This is a genomic window from Pseudomonas sp. TSO6 (genome assembly GCF_056098905.1).
Genome location: NZ_JBLZWV010000033.1, coordinates 165,250 through 181,382, shown reverse-complemented (window position 1 = coordinate 181,382; position 16,133 = coordinate 165,250). Strand labels below are relative to the sequence as shown.

Here is a 16,133-nt window from a genome sequence, read left to right as displayed (position 1 = left end):
CGAGGCTGCTAAATTAGCATGGCCTTCTACACTTGCGGCTACAGGGAGTTGCCAAGCGTGACGTGTCGCATCATCGTGGCGGATGACCATCCGCTGTTCAGGGAAGCCCTGGCGCGCACCGTAAAGCGCGTGGTTGCGGGTGCCTGCATAGAAGAGGCCGGCAACCTGGATGAAGTAATGGCCTTGGCTGATGGCGGGGAGGTACCTGATACCCTGATCCTCGACCTGCGTTTCCCCGGGCTGGTGGACATCCAGTGCCTTGCGCGTTTACGCCAACAGTTTCGACGCACCACGCTGATCATCGTGTCGATGGTCGACGACCCCGCTATCGTCGAGCAGGTGATGGCTACGGGAGTCGAGGGGTTCATCGGCAAAAGCATCGCCGCAGATGAGATAGGGGCGGCAATCCTCGCCATACGCAATGGCGAGGTGCTGGTCAGGTATGCGCCCTCAGGCTTGCTGCCCAACCTCGGTGGCGAATGTGCAGTGGAGCAACTTACCCACCGTCAGCAAGAAGTACTCCGGCTGATTGCCCAGGGCAAGACCAACAAGGAAATTGCCAAGGCCCTGAATATCTCCCCGTTTACCGTGCGCATACATGTTTCGTCGCTGCTCAAGCTGCTTGGGGTCAGCTCGCGTACCGCTGCTGCGGTGAAGTACACCGGCAGCTGACACCCTTGGTCAGGGGCTGCCGGCGCTCGGATGGCGGGTTAGACCGTCGCCGCCGGGTCCCCCACCGACTGGTTCGGCTTGCTCCCCGAAATTCGCCAGCTCACCGCGGTAATCCCGTAGCGCTCGGCCATCGGCCGGCTGATCTTCCTGATCTTCTCACGCCCGAACTTGGGAATGATGCCGATACCCGCATCGCAACTTGCCCAATGCCAGGCCTCGGCATTGTCCAGGCGTTCCAGGCGAATGATGAAACTGCGCGGTTGGCCATGCAGTTGGTAATCGATGATGTAAAGCTGTGGGCTAGGCATCGCAGGGGGCCTCCTCTTCTCCATGGATGACTCCCTGATTGATCAGGCCATCGCCAGAAAATTCAAAATTTTGTCGAGCAATTGGCACAAGCGGACGTTACGGGTGCTAGAGCAGGCCAGGTCATGGGGCGATTCCGGGTCGGCAAACCCGGAATCGCTGCGTGTCAGCAAGGGTTTTCACTGCTGACTGCGACCGCTGCCGTGGCTATTCTGGCCACCTTTGCGCCCGGCGTCCGAAGCCCGCTGGCGGTCGTTGGCGAAGTTGCCGCCAGAAGCCTGCCCGCCCTTGTGACCCGCGCGCGAAGCCCGTTCCCGGTCGTTGGCAAAGTTGCCCGGGTTGGTTTCCTTGGTGCCGCCGCGCCGGCTTGTTCGCTCTTGGTCCTGCGCCATTTGGTTTCTCCTTGCGATGGATTGGCTGGTCGCATGAGCATGTGCCCTGCCTTTGTTCCGAGCGGCCGATTGCCGGGTCTGCTCAAAGCTTTTGACTGCAGCTGACCAGTGGCACGAAAAGGACGCCAACAAAATGTTTGCGTGGGGTGCGCGATTAAAGGACAAATCCCTGTCTTGACCGTTCGTCGGGTTAAACGCAACGTTTGTTTCTGCCAAGGGCCGAATCCTCATAAAACAAGCGCATCGCTCCGGAGGCCTGATGAAGTTGAACAAGGACCGCGCCACCATCATCTGCCGACATGGCAAGCAAACCCATAAATGGTTATGGGTGAGAAAGTCCAAAGGCGCCTGGACCCTTCCCGGTGGCAAGATTGAACCTGGCGAAACGCCCATGCAGGCAGCAGAGCGTGAATTGCTGGAAGAGACCGGGTTGCAGGCCGACTCCCTGACCTTGTTGATGCGCCACGAAACCTCCGAACGAATGCACTACGTATTCGAAGCAGAGTTTGCCGATGCACCGCAGCCCAAGGCACGGCATGAAATTGCCGATTACCGCTTCGCCCACCTGGACCAGGCACCCGGGCTCAAGGGTGAGATCAAGTCGCTTATCCGCTCGCTACTGGCTTGCGACAGAACCACTGCGGCGTCAGTCCGGTAAGGCTGCGCGGGATGTTTTCGCCGAACCTTCGGGAGCGGGTTTACCTGCCAAGAGGCCCGCAAAGGCAAACGCTAGGCATGCACACTCCACTGAACTGACTCCGGCTCGATCGGCAGCTCGTCGATGGCATGAATCATCCCGTTCTCCAGGGCCTCGCGTGGGCTCAGAATCCGCGGGTGGGCCATCAGGTATCGCGGCACATCCAGCACCTGCGCCGCACCCTCGGTCCGTTCGGCAACGATCTGCGCATACAACTCCAGATCGTAATCGAGGCTCATTGCATATTCGGCCATCCGCGCATGGTCAACCGAACCATGCAAGGTCCAGTGAAACGGATGGAACAGGAACTTGCTGAAGCTGCACGCCGTGCGCCGCTCCCCCGCCAGGAACAGGATATTACCCATGGATTCCACCGTGCCCAGGTTGTGGGTATGCACCGCTACCGGCAATGCCCGCAAGAAGTTGTACAGGGTAAACCCGTAACTGCATTCGCCGCCCATGGTGGCGATGTTCAATTGCAGGATCCCGGCGCCCTGTTGCAACGCCCGCGAGCAGGTATTGATCAGGTTGCCACAGGTCGACGAATTGATCGGCCCGGTAAAATGAATGATATGTCTGGCCATGCTTTCCTCCAGGGTTGGCAGCCATCCCTTGCTCTGCTGGGCATCGTCACCCTGCCCGGCCACCTGCCAAGGCTGACCTTCCAAAAGCCTGATATGCGGTGGAAACGCCAGGGGCTGCAAAGTTCAACCCGGCATCGGTCTCTCCGTTGGTCAAGCGCGTTGAACCCCCGCCACTCATCACGCGTCGACCGATTCAGGACCGCAATGAGGGACTGACGAGGGCCCTGTGCCCTGGAGGTGGAAAATGCGCTTTTCTGTGCTGATGGTGATGGTTGCCAGCCTGGCCAGTGGCCAAGCCCTGGCCGAAGCTTGCAATGTGCTGACCCGCTCATCCAGCGATGCGGTAACGCCGGTGGACCGGCACACCTGCTACAGCTACAGCAATCTGCCTGCCGAAGCGATCAACTGGTCGTGCAGCAACGAGAGCAAGGACATGCTGAACAGCCAGAAGCGCAAGGTAGAACGCTGTGAGGATGGCAGCGTTGGCAGCTGCATCGCGCCCTTGACTCAGGAGGCGCTGGCCAATCCCAAAGCCGTCGGTGGCGACAAGCCGGCTTTGCCCAAGGATGCCCGCGTGATCACCTACTACTACGATACTCCCAGCCTTGGCCAGGCACGAACCGACTGCGAGCGTAACAACGGGGTCTGGCAGACTCATTAAATCTTCTAACCCATGCCTGTCCCACTCGCAGCAACTACCGTGCTCAGCAACTACACGTCAGGGGGTGCGCTGTGGGACCGGTTCTAGCCGCGAACACCGCCAACGCCGGTGCCATCCACCGCGTTTTCGATCAGCGCTCAAACCTGGCTGAACAGCACCCGCTTGAATGCCTCGGCCGCCAGGTGCACCTGCACGGCCCAATCCCCTGCGGCATTGCTGCCGGCATCATCGGATATGTATTTCAGGCACACAAACGGAATGCCTTCGCCGCGCGCGATCAACGCCAGCACATAGGCTTCCATGTCGACCACGTCATAAGGCGCGTCGCCATGGTTGATTTCGAAGCTGTCACCGCTGCCACAGGTTTCCAGCGGCAGGCCGGGGATTGCTGCGCCATGTTCCAGCACTACCGGGATATCCGACAAGGGCGTTTCGTAACGGGCAAAGCCCAGCGGTGTCACGTCCATGTCGCGTTGTACGAAACGGTTACAGCACACCACCTGGCCCTTGCCATGGCGCTGGCTGCCCGCCGAGCCAAGGTTGACGATAAGTCTGGGCCTGCGGGTTGCAATTGCCTTGGTCAGTGCGATCGCCGCATTGACTTTGCCAATGCCGGTGAACACGGTGTTCACCTCGGTGAAGACATCGCCAGCCTCGGCCTCGAGGGCGAAGACGAACAGCGTGTCATCCAGGGAAATGTCGGGGAATTGCTTGATCAGCATCATGGAGCAGGTGTTTCCGCGTGGCTGCAAGGGGCGCGGCCATTGTCGGCCAACCCCGGCTAATTGCAAGTCCCGGCCGCCACCACGGCCTGCAGCGCCTGTGCCTTGCCGAGCCCGCCCTCGATGGCCTGTGCCAGGCAGTGCAACTGCTGGTCGGCATGGGTGCCGTCGCGCAGCAGGTGCCGGGCATGCTGGCAGGCACGCTCGGCATCCACGCTGTCGACCGGCACCTGCTCCTGCAACTGGCCAAGCCAGCCTTCGGCCGTGACTGGCTGTTGCTCGTGCATACCAATGAATTGTGCATGGCGCCCATAGCGCATGGCGCGCCAATAGTTCTCCTGGGCGATCCAGCGCAGTTCGCGGTTGCTGGGCAACAGGTCATGGCGACCAGTAATGGCGTGCTCCACCAAATGGCGAAACAGCGCGGCGATGCACAGGGCATCCTCCAGCTGCGGGCAGCCATCGCAGATACGCAATTCCACGGTCGGGAAGCGCCGCGAAGGTCGAATCGCCCACCAGAAGTCGCCATCCACCGCCAGCGCACCGGTTCGCTGCAACAGGGCGCGATAGCGTTCATAGGCAGCCCAGTCCGGCAAGGCCTCGGGCAAACCCATGTGCGGCCATTCCCCGCAAATCACCCGGCGGTAGCTCATGTAGCCGGTACGCTCGCCAGCCCACATGGGCGATGAGGTGCTCAGCACCAGCAACAGCGGCAGCCAGACCAGCAAGCGGTTGATCAGCTGCATGCGGTCACAACCAGGCGGAACCCCAACGTGCACATGCAAGCCGTTGAGCAGGCTTCGCTGGGCTACATGCCGGTAGTCATCGAACAGTTGCTGGTAATGTGCCGCGGCAGCGGCCTTCTGCCGCAGCCAGGCGGCGCTAGGGTGGCTGGCTGCGCCGTAAATTCCCATCCCCTCCTCTGCCAGCGCCATGCTCAGCCGCTGCCGCCTGTGCTGGAAGAACTCACGCGCTTCGTGAAGATGGGTAAACACCGGCGAGGCCAGCTCGATCTGGCTGCGGAACATTTCCTGGGCAAAATATTGGCCCAGCGCTTCGCGACAACGCCCTATCACCGCAGGTGGCGGTGTTGCCGGGACCTGCCCCGAGCCCAGCCTCACAAGCAGGTATTCCTCCTCGATGCCGAACGTGCAGGCCCGGGCCATGTTGCCTCAGCGATGACGGGTTACAGTGAGCGCCACGGCGGCGATGCGTTCGACCTGCTCGTAGCCGGGTTCGGCCAGTTGCTCGCCAAACACGTCAGGGTCGATCTCCCGGTACGCCCAGGCCCATTGTGGCCCCGCCAGGCGCAAGCGGATAGCCTCGAGCAAGGCGTCGCGGCCATCGACAATGGCCACGCCGGTGTAGAGCAGCAAGGTGCCGTGGCGGGTCAGGCGTTCGCATGCCTGCTCAACGATGCGCAGCGACAGTTCGGCGCCCAGCGCGCCACCGCCGTGGCGATAGGTGCGGGCGCTGCGGTCGAGCATGTAAGGCGGGTTGGCGACAATCAGGTCGAACGTACCGCTGATGCCGTCCAGCACGTCGCTGGGCGCTACCGATACGTTGCTCACCCCCGCCAACGCTGCGTTGATCGTGGCGTAGCGCAACGCCAACGGGTTGATGTCCACGGCGCTGACCTGCGCATGCTGGGCGGCGCGAGCGATCAGCAACGCACCCACCCCGCTGCCGCAGCCAATATCGACTGCATGCTCGACCGGCCTGGGGTTGTGCTGCAGATGCTCGTGGATGACCTGGGCAAAGCGGTAGCTGTCCGGGCCGAAGAACACCGCATCACTGGCCTCGGTGGGGAACGCTGAATGCACCAGCAGCAGGTCGTCCAGGCTTGACCAGCGCACCGAACTGCCCAGCAGTTCGCCCCTTGGGACCAGCACCTGCGCGCGTTCGAGCAACTCAAGTTCATCATTTGATACGAGGCCTGGGGCGAAAGGTCGGCTCCAGCCGAACACGTCGCGCAAGCTGCTGGCCTGTCCGGAACCGTCGCGGGCATTGACGCGGCTGTGGGTCGCGGGTGTCACGCAGGTAAATCGGTATCCGTCGGCACGTAACCGCTGGCCCAGTTGCAGCAACGCCTGGTCGGCCTCGACTGTTCTGGCATCTAGCATCATCAGCGGGGTTCCTCCTGGAGCAGCCCGGTGGTGCGAATGTATGCCCGGGTTGCCGCCAGGCCCTCAGGTGTGGCATGGCGGTTGCCGGCCATTTGCCCTATGAACGCGGCGGGTGCTTCACTGGGCACTTCGCCTTGTGATTCCCTATGGGATTCGGGCAGGCCCCAGCTACCGGGCGCTACACGGCGGATCGTGGGCCGCCAGGTGTCGGCTATCCAGTCGTGCCACAGTTGTTTCTCGTAACTGTTGAACACACCGAACATAACCGCCGCAGGCCCTTCGATCAGCTTCCACCAGCGGCTGTGGGCCGGGTCCTGGCCCCGCACAATCCAGCCTTGGGCCTGCAACGCGGCAACGAACTCGGGCATGGCGCCAGGTGTGGCCAACCACTGATTGACAGTGCGCTGCTGCAGGCGGCAGCGGTCAGCATGCATGAACTGGCCGTAAATACGCTTGCGTTCCAGGGCTGCGAACAGTTCGTCCTGCAGGTTGAACTGGCGGATCAGGTCAGCTGCCGCAATACCCAGCTCGTTCAGGCGATAACCGTTGCGCGCCCTGTCGTAGAACGCTTGCTGGTCGTGCTGGGGGCTGAGCTGGCGCAGGGCCTGAAGCGATAGCTGAGCGTGGCCGCTGGCCGCATTGTCGATCGTCACATGCAACTGGAAGTAGTGGCCGTCGATGCCCAGCTCTGCCAGCTCGTAAGTGGTGATCAGCAGGTGCAGCGGTGGTTGTTCATAGCCGAGGTTATAGCCAATGACCTCAGGCAGGTGCGTGTTGCAATGCTGCCCCAGGGCCAGCTGCAGGCTGCCTTGGAGATACCGTGCATCGTCCAGTGGCATCGCCTCTACACACCCCAGGCGACCCAGCAGACGCTGGTAGATCAGCACATGATTGCAACGCGGGTCACCATTGCCGAGCTCTTCCAGGTAAGTCCGGATCAAACCGTGGAAACGTGGGTCGCCCCAGTGCTGCAGCGTGCCGTGCAGCCAGGCTCCATCCACCGCCTTGGTCGGTGCAACCTGTTGCAGAAACCACAGCGCATGTGCGCGGCAGGTAAAGAAGCGGCGTGGTGCGCCTTGCCGGCGTTGCTCAAGGTACTCGGCGTAGCCGGCGGCGACATCGCCAGCGCACCTCGCGCTCCAGGCTGGCAAATCCGAAGGTGAGTCAGGCAGGTCATCCGGCAGGCGTGCAGCACGTGAAAGTTGTTCGTCGAGCCATGCGGCGCTGCCGTCATAGTGGCCTGTCAGCATTGCCTGATAGCGCTGTTGCACGCTGGACCGCTCGGCGGCCATTGGCAAAACTGGAGCGGTGTCGCGGTTCATCACCCTCATGCCGTGCTCCTTGTGGGCCTATTGGCTCGGTTTCTGCCCCGGCATCGGTTCCGGGTCGGGCGCAGGCTGCGGTGCCGGCTTGGTATCGGGTTGCTGCATCTGCAGTGATGGCTTGCTGGGGTCGGCATCCTTGCCCGGGTGGTCATTGTCGCGGTCAAAGCAGCCGCCGACCAAGGTCAGCGAGCCCATGAGGATGATCAGTGGAGTCAGTCGCATGGGTATTCCCCCTTTGGCTGATTGCAGTGCCAGGTCGCCCCGGCACTGCGCGTCGGTCAATTACGAGCGGCCGCCCTTGCGGCCCGACTCGTGCGGCATGTCCTTGCCAGAGGACTGGCCGCCCTTGCGTCCGGCTTCGGAAGCCTTGTCACGATCGTTGGCAAAGTTGCCTGGGTTCTTGTTACCGCCTTGGCTGCCTTGTTGGTTGCCGGTACGGCTGTTGTCTTTAGTGGCCATGGTGTTCAAACCTCGTATGACTTCGGAATGCACGGCAAGCTGCCGTACACAGGTTGGGAGTTCGGCGATATCGCGGGATTCGTTTTATTGCGAAGGGTTCGGACCGGTGGCGTTAAATAAGCGGCAACACCATATTTGGTGCGCCTGTCAGTCGTGCGGCGGGTTATCCAGATGGGCCTGGCGGCGGCCCAGCCAGCTACCGGTCGCAGCCCAGCCCAGGGCAATCACGGCGCCGATCAGCATCGCCAGTTGCGGGTGCTCACCCATTACGTCCAGCGCACGCTTGACCCAGCCGCTGAGGGCATCGCCGCCTCGGTAGACCACCGTGTCGATGAAGTTCTTGGCCTTGTACTTGTCCTCGGCGGGCAGCACGGTGAACAGCATCTCCCGCCCTGGCCGCACCAACGCGTACTCGCCGGCCCGGCGCACCACCATCACCACGACGAATACCGCGAACACCGGGGCCAGTGCCAGCCACAGGAAACCCGCAGCCATTACCATCGGCACCGCCACCAGCAACACCCCCACACCCAAGCGCCGGGCCAGGCGCCCGGTGAGGAATACCTGAGTGAGGATGGCCAGGGCCTGCACCACCGTATCGATCAGGCCGAAGACCTGGGTTTGCCGGGTGCGATCGGTGAAGGTTTCACTGACGATGCGCGCCTGCTCGAAATACAGGAAGGTGCTGACGCTGGCCAGCAACACCACGAACAGGGCGATGCCCAGCAGATACGGGGAACGCAACACGGCGGTAGCGCCGGCAAACGGGTTGCCACCCAAGGGCCGCGAGCCCGCCCGCTCGGCCTGTTCTGGTAGTGGGTGGCGCAGTCGCCAGCGTTGCAGGAACAGCGCGGCACCGATACTGCCCAGCAGAAACACTGCGGCTAGCACCAGCAGCCCGGAATGGCCCAGCGGGGCCACCAGTAAGGTGCCAAGGATTGGGCCACTGAGCCCGCCCAAGCTGGCCCCGGCGGCCAGTAGGCCGAACAGGCGCTTGCCCTGCGCAGTGGAAAACAGGTCGGCGAGCACGCTCCAGGCCAGTGAAATGGTCAGCAGGTTGAAAACCGATAGCCAGATGTAGAAGGCTCTGGCGGTCCAGAGATCGTCCGGGTTGTCGGCAAACAGCGCCGCGAACAGCAACAGGTTGCTGGCAAAGAAACCGTAGGTCCAAGGCAGGATATACCTGCGCTGCACCCTGGACGCCAGCCAGCCAAATAGCGGCAGGCAGGCCAGTGTGGCGATGAAGGTGCCGGTGAATAGCCATTGCAGGTTGTCTACACCACCGGCGACGCCCATGGTTTCTCGCACCGGGCGCAGCATGAAGTAGCCGGTGAACAGCAGGTAGAACAGCAGCAGGCCGGCGATTACTGCTGGCCCCTCGCCGGGCTGAATGTTCAGCCCTTGGTCCAGGCGCCGCCGCCAGCCTTGCATGATCTCAGGCAAACTGCTTGATCAGCGCCTGTTGCTGCGCCTGGGTGAGCATGGGTGCTTGTCCGGCCTTGAGCTGGTCGAGCTGGCGATCGGGTCGGCCGGTGGCGGGGATTACCGTGGTCACCGCCGGGTGGCTGATGGCGAACTTGAGAAACAGCTGCGCCCAGCTGCCAATGCCTGCCTCTGCGGCCCAGCCGGGTAACGCCAGGTCCTTGACCTTGGCGAACAGGCGGCCATCGTCGAAGGCCCGGTTGATGAGCACCGCAACGCCCTTGTCCTGGCACAGCGGCAGCAGCTCGCGGGCAGCGTCGGGGGCATTGACCGAGTAATTGATCTGGATGAAGTCCAGCGGCTCGCTGCGCACGATACGGGCGACTTCGTCTTGCCCGCTGTTCAGGTAATGGGTTATGCCGACATAGCGGGTCTTGCCCTGCCGCTTCAGCTCGCGGGCATAGGGCAGCTGGGTCTGCCAGTCACGCAAGTTGTGGATCTGCAGCAAGTCGACCTTGTCGGTGCGCAGGCTCTTCAGGCTGCCGGCCCATTGCGCTTCGGCGTCGGCACGGCTGTCGGCGGCGATTTTGGTGGCAATGAAGCACTGTCGGTGCCAGCCGCCCTCTTCCAGCAACTGCCCGAGGATGCTGTCGGCACCGCCGTAGTTGGGCGAGGTGTCGATCACCCGGCCGCCCCCTTCGAAAAATGCCTTGAGCACCGCTTTGAGCTGCTGATACTGGGCCGAGTCGGCGTCTACCTCAAAACTGCCGGAAGTACCGGCACCGATCACGGGCAACGCCTCACCGGTGGACGGTACTTTGCGGGTCAGCAAACCCGCCGGGGTGGCGGCGTACAGCCAGGGGCTGACGGCGGCCAGCACCCCCAGCGTGGCACCCGCGCGTAGGACATCACGACGTGCGTACATGGAAAAGCTCCCGTCATGAATCGGAAACTTTCAATGCTAGCCGCACTATCCCGTGCCGGCAGGTGTTTCTGTATCTGGATGTTTAGTGATCAGGCCAGCAGCAGGCTCAGGTCAACACCCGTCTCGCCCATCGGCGGGCACCAGTAATAGCCACCGGTCAGTGGCCGGCTGAAGCGGTACAGGCCGTCGATGATGCCGTCCTCCAGGCCGCTCATGCGCCGCAGCTGTACTTCAAATGCATCGAAGCTGTGGCCCAGGGCAACGAAGGCAAGGCCGGCGCCACGCTGGTCTGCCCAGGCCACCGAGCGACGGACCATGAATGCTTCGGGCTCAAAGCTTTCCTGGGCGGTGCGTTTGACGTGCGCAGACTCGGGCGCATCATCCAGCTCTTCGTTGTCGCTCAGGCGGCGGCCGATGATGTTGTCCTGGTCAGCCTGGGGCAGCGACTTGAAGTACTCCAGGTCGTGCTTCCACAGCTGAAACGCCGCAAAGCTGGCGCCGTCGGCAGCAATGGCCGCCTGCACAGCGTCTTCGTCCACCGGGTTTTCGGTGCCGTCTTCATAGCCGGTCAGGTCATGGCCGCCACGGTGCAGGAAGCCGTCAACGCTGTCCGTCAGGCGCAGGGCTGGTGCCAGCGCGTGCTCCAGGGCCTGGGCGCGCAGTAGCAGATCGCCGCGCTCGTTACCGCGCAGCCACAGCCACAGCGCGTGCTGGGTGCTGGGGTTCTCCACGGCGGCGTCCAGCATCGGGAAAGCTCGCAGGCCAGGCACGGCACGGCCCAGGGCCTTGGCCAGCGGTGCACCGACACCCAGGATCAGCTGGTCGCCATCGACCAGTGGCAGCAAGGCATCCAGAGCGGCAGGCAGCGCCTCGGGCGATTGCAGGGTGAAAAACAGGTGACGGGCATGGGCCGGCACCGGGGTGGCAAGCAGCCCTTTCTGGAACGGCATGACAGGCTAATCCTCGGATAAAAGCGGAATGCTACTGCGCCTGCAGGCCTGCTGCAATGCGGCATGCAGCCTCGCCAATTGCCGCAGTTGGTAACAAACGGTTACCAATAGCTGGCCCTTTGCGATTAGCTATCAATCAGGGCCGACCTACACTGCTCGAGATCCTTCGCCCGAGAGACTGCCCATGACCGCCTCGCCCTTGCTCACCGCCTTTCTGCCGCTTGCCTTGGGCATCATCATGCTCGGCCTTGGGCTGTCGCTGACCCTGGCCGACTTCGCTCGCGTGGTGAAGTACCCCAAGCCAGTGGTGGTGGGCCTGGCCTGCCAGATTCTGCTGCTTCCGCTGGTGTGCTTCCTGATCGCCAACGGCTTTGGCCTGGAGTCGGCCCTGGCGGTGGGGCTGATGCTGCTGGCCGCTTCGCCGGGTGGTACCACGGCCAACCTGTTCAGCCATCTGGCCCATGGCGATGTGGCGTTGAACATCACGCTCACGGCCGTCAACTCGCTGATCGCGATTTTGACCATGCCGTTGCTGGTGAACTTGTCGCTGAGCTGGTTCATGGCCTCGGACCAGGCCATTCCACTGCAGTTTGCCAAGGTCTTGCAGGTATTTGCGATTGTCCTGCTGCCGGTCGCCCTGGGTATGCTGATTCGCCGTTACGCCCCTGCTTTTGCCACACGCATGCAGAAGCCTATGAAACTGGTGGCGGCACTGTTCCTGGCCTTTACCATTGTCCTGGCGCTGGCCAAGGATTGGCAGACCGTGGTCGAGTACGCACCAGTGGTGGGCCTGGCGGCGCTGTTGTTCAACCTGCTGAGCCTGGCCGTGGGCTACTGGGTGCCGCGCCTGTTGAACATCCCCAAACGTCAGGCAATTGCCATCGGCATGGAGATTGGTATTCACAACGGCACGCTGGCGATTGCCTTGGCACTGAGCCCGTCATTGCTGAACAACCCGACCATGGCGGTGCCGGCGGCACTTTACAGCCTGATCATGTTCTTCACGGCGGCAGGGTTTGGCTGGTGGGTCAGCCGCGGGCATGTGGCGGCAGAGCCCAAAGGGGAAACGGTTAATTAAAGATGTGATAGCCGCTTCGCGGGTAAACCCGCTCCCACAGGACGGCGGTGCTGTTGGGAGCTGCGCCGAACCTGTGGGAGCGGGTTTACCCGCGAAGCGGCCCGTTCAGGTTGTCACTACTGGCTGCGCTTGCTGCGTAATTGCTGCTTCAACACCTTCAGAGGCGGCGCATAGAAAAACCCGAACGACACACTCCCCGTGCGCCCCTTCACCGCGTGGTGCAACTGGTGCGCACGGTGCAGCCGCTTGAGGTAACGGTTGACCGGCCGCGGCGCGCGCGGCCAATGCCGGTGAAAGAACCCGTCGTGGGCCACGACATACAACATGCCGTACCCCGCCACCCCGCCACCAATCCACTGCAAAGGGGCATAACCACTCTTGCCCAGGGCGACCAGCGCTGTGGCGATCAGCCCCAGCGCCACCAGGTACAGGTCGTTGGTTTCGAGCATGCCCAGGTGTGGCTCATGGTGCGAGCGGTGCAGCCACCAGCCCCAGCCATGCATGATGTACTTGTGAGCCAGCGTGCCAACGCCCTCCATGGCCACCAGGGTGCCGAACAATACGGCGAGATTGAACAGCATGGAACGGTCCGGTGGATGGCAAAGGGAGGCGCAAGGGTACCGGCTGCCCAGGTTTTTTTCCATGCGGGCGTGTCGGGTTGCAGGCCACCCACGGATGAAGCCATTGTCATGTTTTCACCCTTGACCTGCTCTGCCACGCGGCGTATGGTCCGCGACGCAATTTTGCCTTCCTCAACAGGAGACCTGCCTTGGACAGTAGCCCCAGTCGCTTGCGACAGGCCCACGTGGCGCGCTAGCCCGGCAGTGTCCTGCACTGTCTGGCCGCTCTGGCAAGACGGTGGTTTCCTGTAACCCCCGCTTCTTCTCCCCTCCTCGTGGTCCTGCGCATTTTTCTGGTTTTTTAAACCGCGCCAACTGATGGCGTTCATGCGGGCGTGTGCCTGCGGAAGAGGTTTGCTATGGATTGGAAAGTATTTCTGCTGCGCGTCAGCATTGCCCTGCTACTGGGGGCACTGATCGGTGCCGAACGGCAATTGCGCCAACGCCTGACCGGGCTGCGCACCAATGCGCTGGTAAGCACCGGTGCCTGTCTGTTCGTGCTGATGACCCAGGCGGTGCCAGGCATGGCGCCTGCCGATGCGTCGCGCGTCGCCGCCTATGTCGTGTCGGGCATCGGCTTTCTTGGTGGCGGTGTGATCATGCGTGATGGTTTCAACGTGCGTGGCCTGAACACCGCGGCCACCTTGTGGTGCACTGCTGCGGTCGGCGTGCTGTGCAGCTTGGGGCTGTTGCTGGAGGCTGCATTGGGTAGCCTGGTGGTGCTATGCGCCAATATCCTGTTGCGTGACATCGCCCAGCGCCTGGACCGTCAGGACGTGGTGCCGGCCAGCGAAGTGGAACAGCACTTCGAAGTGCGCATCGTCTGCCGCGCCGAGGACGAAATCCAGGTGCGCAGCCTGATGCTGCATAGCCTGGGCGATCCGCAGCTGCGCTTGCAGTCACTGCAAAGCGAAGACCTGGACACCCCTGCGCGCCTGGAAGTGCGCGCCGAACTGCTGGGCACCGCACAGGCACCGGCGCAACTGGAACGGCTGGTCAGCCGGGTCAGCCTGGAAAAAGGCGTAAGCTCGGTACGCTGGCAATTGCAGCCGCAGGTGTTGGCGGCGGACTAGAACGACTGGAGTGATTCATGCTTATCCGCCTTACCCTTGAACACGATGTTCAATCCCTGCCGGACATCGAGCGTTCCGCAGCCCAGGCTTTTGTCGGTTGGCCGGCACTGGCCTGGCTGGCCGAGGGTGACGTGATGGATTGCGCTGAACACAGGGCTTTCGTCGAGGCAGGTGGTAGCTGGGTGGCTGAGGATCCCGCTGGGCGCATTGTGGGGTTTGCATGTGCCCGGCTTGTGGGCCAGGCACTGCACCTTCATGAGATATCGGTGCGCCAAGAGGCCCAAGGGCAAGGTGTCGGGCGCCGATTGCTGCAGCAGGTGGAAAATGCCGCGCGCTGCGCCGGTGTGCGCGAGCTGACGTTGACCACCTTTGTCGATGTGCCCTGGAATGCGCCGTTTTATGCACGGTTCGGATTTGAAATTATCGATGAGGGGCTGCTGGGCGAACGACTCCGGGGCATTCTTGCCAGTGAGCACGTTCACGGTCTGCAAGGGCGATGTGCAATGCGGCTCTGCCTTGCTCGTTAGCCGTTGGGGGCGCAAAGCCAGATCACGAATCCACGCCCAGCACCACACTCCCCGCCACGCAATACCTGTCGCGCCCCTGCTGTTTGGCCTGGTACAACGCCCGATCTGCCGCCGCGACCAGCGCCTCGGCAGTCACGCCCTCCCGCGCCAGGTCGCCCACTGCGATCCCCGCACTGAACGATACCCGTCCCAACGGGCTGGCCGCATGCTCCAGCATCTGCCGGCGTAACAGTTGCTGCAGCTCCTGCACCAGCGCCTCTGCCCCACGGCGATCGGTGTCTGGCAACAACAGCGTGAACTCCTCGCCACCATAACGCACAGCCAGGTCGGCCGGCCGCTTCAAGGCCTGTTTCAGCACTTCGGCAAAGCGCCGCAGGCACTGGTCGCCTGCGGGGTGACCGTAGTGGTCGTTATAGGGTTTGAAGTAATCCAGGTCGAGCATGACCAGCGCCAGGGAATACCCTTGGCGGCGAGCCCGGCGCAGCTCTGATTCGAACACCGCATCCAGCCGGCGTCGGTTACCCAGCCCGGTCAGGCTGTCGGTCAAGGCCAGCGCTTTGAGTGTCTGATGTGCCTGGAGCAGCGCCCGCTCTATGGCAATGCGCTCGCGCAACTGGCGCAGCACCACAGCTGCGAACGCGGCCAGCCCGACCAGTAATAGCAACAGTACCGCCACCGATTTGATTGCATCATGCCGCCAGGGCGCGATGATCGATTCACGCGACAAGCCCGCCTCCACTACCAGCGGGTAGCTGGACAACGCGCGATAGCCATACAGCCGCGGCGTGCCATCGATCACCGCGACCGCCTCGGCTACCCCTTCTGCGGCATACGGCAGGTGGTTTCGGAAAATCTCGCTGTTGGCCAGGCTGCGGCCTACCACCTGCGCCACGAACGGGCGCCGTACCAGGATGGTACCGTCGCGCTTGGCCAGCACCAGCGCACCGCGTTCGTCGATCTTGAAGTCGCCGTAGTAGCGCACGAACCATTCCACTTTGATGGTGCCCAGCAATACACCGGCGAAGCTGCCGTCGGCATATTCCAGGCGCCTGGAAATAGGAATGATCAGATCGCCGGTCGAACGGCTGCGTACCACCGAACCGATACGTACCCCCCGGTCGGTGTGGTTGCGATGGTAAGCAAAGTAGTCGCGGTCGGCGTTATTGGCGTTGGGCGGGATTGCCGGCTGGTCGGTAACGATCCAGCTACCGTCCGGGCCGTAAACGAACAGCCCGTGCAACTGCGGCATGATGCGTTTGTGCTGCACCAGCAAGGCATGCAGGCGCGGCCGGTCGATGTGCTCGAAACCGTCGCCTTCCAGGCGTTCGGCCAAGGCAGCGGTAATGGCGTCGACCTGGCGGATAGCGTCCTCGGCATGCTGCGCCGTGGCCCGGGCCAGGTTGCTGACCATGTTCTCGGCATTGCTGTAGGCGTATCGGTAGTCACGCCAGATGCGCCAGCCTTCCACCAGCACAAATGCCAGCATCACTACCAACATGAACGCCAGTACCAGGCGGAACAGCGCCACGGCGCGGCCCTCGCCTGTTAGCGCGAAAAGTCCTTCGTCATCCTGTTTCCTGGCTGCGCACATTGG

20 protein-coding genes are annotated in these 16,133 nt (G+C 62.7%); 6 read left to right on the top strand and 14 right to left on the bottom strand.

The annotated features are described in order from the left end of the window. Positions 1 to 57 precede the first annotated feature (57 nt). Positions 58 to 672 (top strand): LuxR C-terminal-related transcriptional regulator, encoded by a 615-nt coding sequence (locus tag ACN6NG_RS13745; protein ID WP_041167722.1) that lies wholly within the window; start codon positions 58 to 60, stop codon positions 670 to 672. A 38-nt stretch (positions 673 to 710) separates the two neighbouring features. Here ACN6NG_RS13745 and ACN6NG_RS13740 read toward each other — a convergent pair whose 3' ends face one another. Further along, positions 711 to 980: a DUF6555 family protein gene (locus ACN6NG_RS13740; RefSeq protein WP_016499664.1), complete on the bottom strand. Its 270-nt coding sequence runs from the start codon at positions 978 to 980 to the stop codon at positions 711 to 713. A 177-nt stretch (positions 981 to 1,157) separates the two neighbouring features. Further along, positions 1,158 to 1,370, bottom strand: a complete 213-nt coding sequence (locus ACN6NG_RS13735) for a con-10 family general stress protein (protein ID WP_049276239.1) — start codon at positions 1,368 to 1,370, stop codon at positions 1,158 to 1,160. A 259-nt stretch (positions 1,371 to 1,629) separates the two neighbouring features. Here ACN6NG_RS13735 and ACN6NG_RS13730 point away from each other — a divergent pair, with 259 nt between their 5' ends. After that, positions 1,630 to 2,028, top strand: a complete 399-nt coding sequence (locus ACN6NG_RS13730; RefSeq protein ID WP_016499662.1) for an NUDIX hydrolase — start codon at positions 1,630 to 1,632, stop codon at positions 2,026 to 2,028. Between the two features lie 71 nt (positions 2,029 to 2,099). Here the strand turns inward: ACN6NG_RS13730 and ACN6NG_RS13725 are convergent, their stop codons facing one another. Continuing rightward, positions 2,100 to 2,651 carry an ATP-dependent Clp protease proteolytic subunit gene (locus ACN6NG_RS13725; RefSeq protein WP_063424368.1) on the bottom strand — a complete coding sequence of 184 codons (552 nt, stop codon included), beginning with the start codon at positions 2,649 to 2,651 and terminating at the stop codon, positions 2,100 to 2,102. A 244-nt stretch (positions 2,652 to 2,895) separates the two neighbouring features. On the opposite strand from ACN6NG_RS13725, the gene ACN6NG_RS13720 reads away from it, so the two are divergent. Next, positions 2,896 to 3,312 carry a hypothetical protein gene (locus ACN6NG_RS13720; protein WP_474314470.1) on the top strand — a complete coding sequence of 139 codons (417 nt, stop codon included), beginning with the start codon at positions 2,896 to 2,898 and terminating at the stop codon, positions 3,310 to 3,312. A gap of 137 nt (positions 3,313 to 3,449) precedes the next feature. Here the strand turns inward: ACN6NG_RS13720 and ACN6NG_RS13715 are convergent, their stop codons facing one another. The 9 genes from ACN6NG_RS13715 to ACN6NG_RS13675 all read right to left on the bottom strand — a co-directional run bounded on the left by ACN6NG_RS13715 (position 3,450) and on the right by ACN6NG_RS13675 (position 11,241). Continuing rightward, the gene (locus tag ACN6NG_RS13715; RefSeq protein WP_474314468.1) at positions 3,450 to 4,037 is read right to left on the bottom strand and encodes a phosphorylase family protein; all 588 of its coding nucleotides are present in this window, start codon (positions 4,035 to 4,037) and stop codon (positions 3,450 to 3,452) included. A gap of 56 nt (positions 4,038 to 4,093) precedes the next feature. Continuing rightward, complete coding sequence (locus ACN6NG_RS13710) at positions 4,094 to 5,200, bottom strand: carboxylate-amine ligase (protein WP_474314466.1); 1,107 nt, start codon at positions 5,198 to 5,200, stop codon at positions 4,094 to 4,096. A 6-nt stretch (positions 5,201 to 5,206) separates the two neighbouring features. Continuing rightward, positions 5,207 to 6,160, bottom strand: a complete 954-nt coding sequence (locus ACN6NG_RS13705; RefSeq protein ID WP_474314464.1) for a methyltransferase — start codon at positions 6,158 to 6,160, stop codon at positions 5,207 to 5,209. Further along, the gene (locus ACN6NG_RS13700; protein ID WP_474314462.1) at positions 6,160 to 7,491 is read right to left on the bottom strand and encodes an iron-containing redox enzyme family protein; all 1,332 of its coding nucleotides are present in this window, start codon (positions 7,489 to 7,491) and stop codon (positions 6,160 to 6,162) included. The genes ACN6NG_RS13705 and ACN6NG_RS13700 overlap by 1 nt, the downstream gene beginning before the upstream one ends. Before the next feature lie 18 nt (positions 7,492 to 7,509). Continuing rightward, a complete protein-coding gene (locus ACN6NG_RS13695; protein ID WP_016499655.1) occupies positions 7,510 to 7,707 on the bottom strand; it encodes a hypothetical protein in 198 nt (65 codons plus the stop codon). 60 nt (positions 7,708 to 7,767) lie between these two features. Continuing rightward, on the bottom strand, positions 7,768 to 7,944 hold the full coding sequence (locus ACN6NG_RS13690; RefSeq protein ID WP_016499654.1) for a con-10 family general stress protein: 177 nt from the start codon (positions 7,942 to 7,944) through the stop codon (positions 7,768 to 7,770). Positions 7,945 to 8,091: 147 nt separating this feature from the next. Beyond that, on the bottom strand, positions 8,092 to 9,375 hold the full coding sequence (locus ACN6NG_RS13685; protein ID WP_063424219.1) for an NTP/NDP exchange transporter: 1,284 nt from the start codon (positions 9,373 to 9,375) through the stop codon (positions 8,092 to 8,094). A gap of 4 nt (positions 9,376 to 9,379) precedes the next feature. Further along, a complete protein-coding gene (locus ACN6NG_RS13680; protein ID WP_063424218.1) occupies positions 9,380 to 10,291 on the bottom strand; it encodes an aldo/keto reductase in 912 nt (303 codons plus the stop codon). A gap of 89 nt (positions 10,292 to 10,380) precedes the next feature. Continuing rightward, a complete protein-coding gene (locus tag ACN6NG_RS13675) occupies positions 10,381 to 11,241 on the bottom strand; it encodes a Dyp-type peroxidase (RefSeq protein ID WP_063424217.1) in 861 nt (286 codons plus the stop codon). A 184-nt stretch (positions 11,242 to 11,425) separates the two neighbouring features. On the opposite strand from ACN6NG_RS13675, the gene ACN6NG_RS13670 reads away from it, so the two are divergent. Next, positions 11,426 to 12,319, top strand: coding sequence for a bile acid:sodium symporter family protein (locus ACN6NG_RS13670; protein ID WP_063424216.1), 894 nt, complete (start codon positions 11,426 to 11,428; stop codon positions 12,317 to 12,319). Positions 12,320 to 12,435: 116 nt separating this feature from the next. On the opposite strand, the gene ACN6NG_RS13665 is transcribed toward ACN6NG_RS13670, so the two are convergent. Next, on the bottom strand, positions 12,436 to 12,900 hold the full coding sequence (locus ACN6NG_RS13665) for a sterol desaturase family protein (RefSeq protein WP_063424215.1): 465 nt from the start codon (positions 12,898 to 12,900) through the stop codon (positions 12,436 to 12,438). A 398-nt stretch (positions 12,901 to 13,298) separates the two neighbouring features. Here ACN6NG_RS13665 and ACN6NG_RS13660 point away from each other — a divergent pair, with 398 nt between their 5' ends. Continuing rightward, positions 13,299 to 14,012, top strand: coding sequence for an MgtC/SapB family protein (locus ACN6NG_RS13660; RefSeq protein ID WP_016499648.1), 714 nt, complete (start codon positions 13,299 to 13,301; stop codon positions 14,010 to 14,012). Between the two features lie 17 nt (positions 14,013 to 14,029). Then, positions 14,030 to 14,539 (top strand): GNAT family N-acetyltransferase, encoded by a 510-nt coding sequence (locus ACN6NG_RS13655; RefSeq protein ID WP_353455392.1) that lies wholly within the window; start codon positions 14,030 to 14,032, stop codon positions 14,537 to 14,539. Between the two features lie 22 nt (positions 14,540 to 14,561). Here the strand turns inward: ACN6NG_RS13655 and ACN6NG_RS13650 are convergent, their stop codons facing one another. Next, positions 14,562 to 16,130, bottom strand: coding sequence for a sensor domain-containing diguanylate cyclase (locus ACN6NG_RS13650; protein ID WP_474314456.1), 1,569 nt, complete (start codon positions 16,128 to 16,130; stop codon positions 14,562 to 14,564). Positions 16,131 to 16,133: the final 3 nt, after the last annotated feature.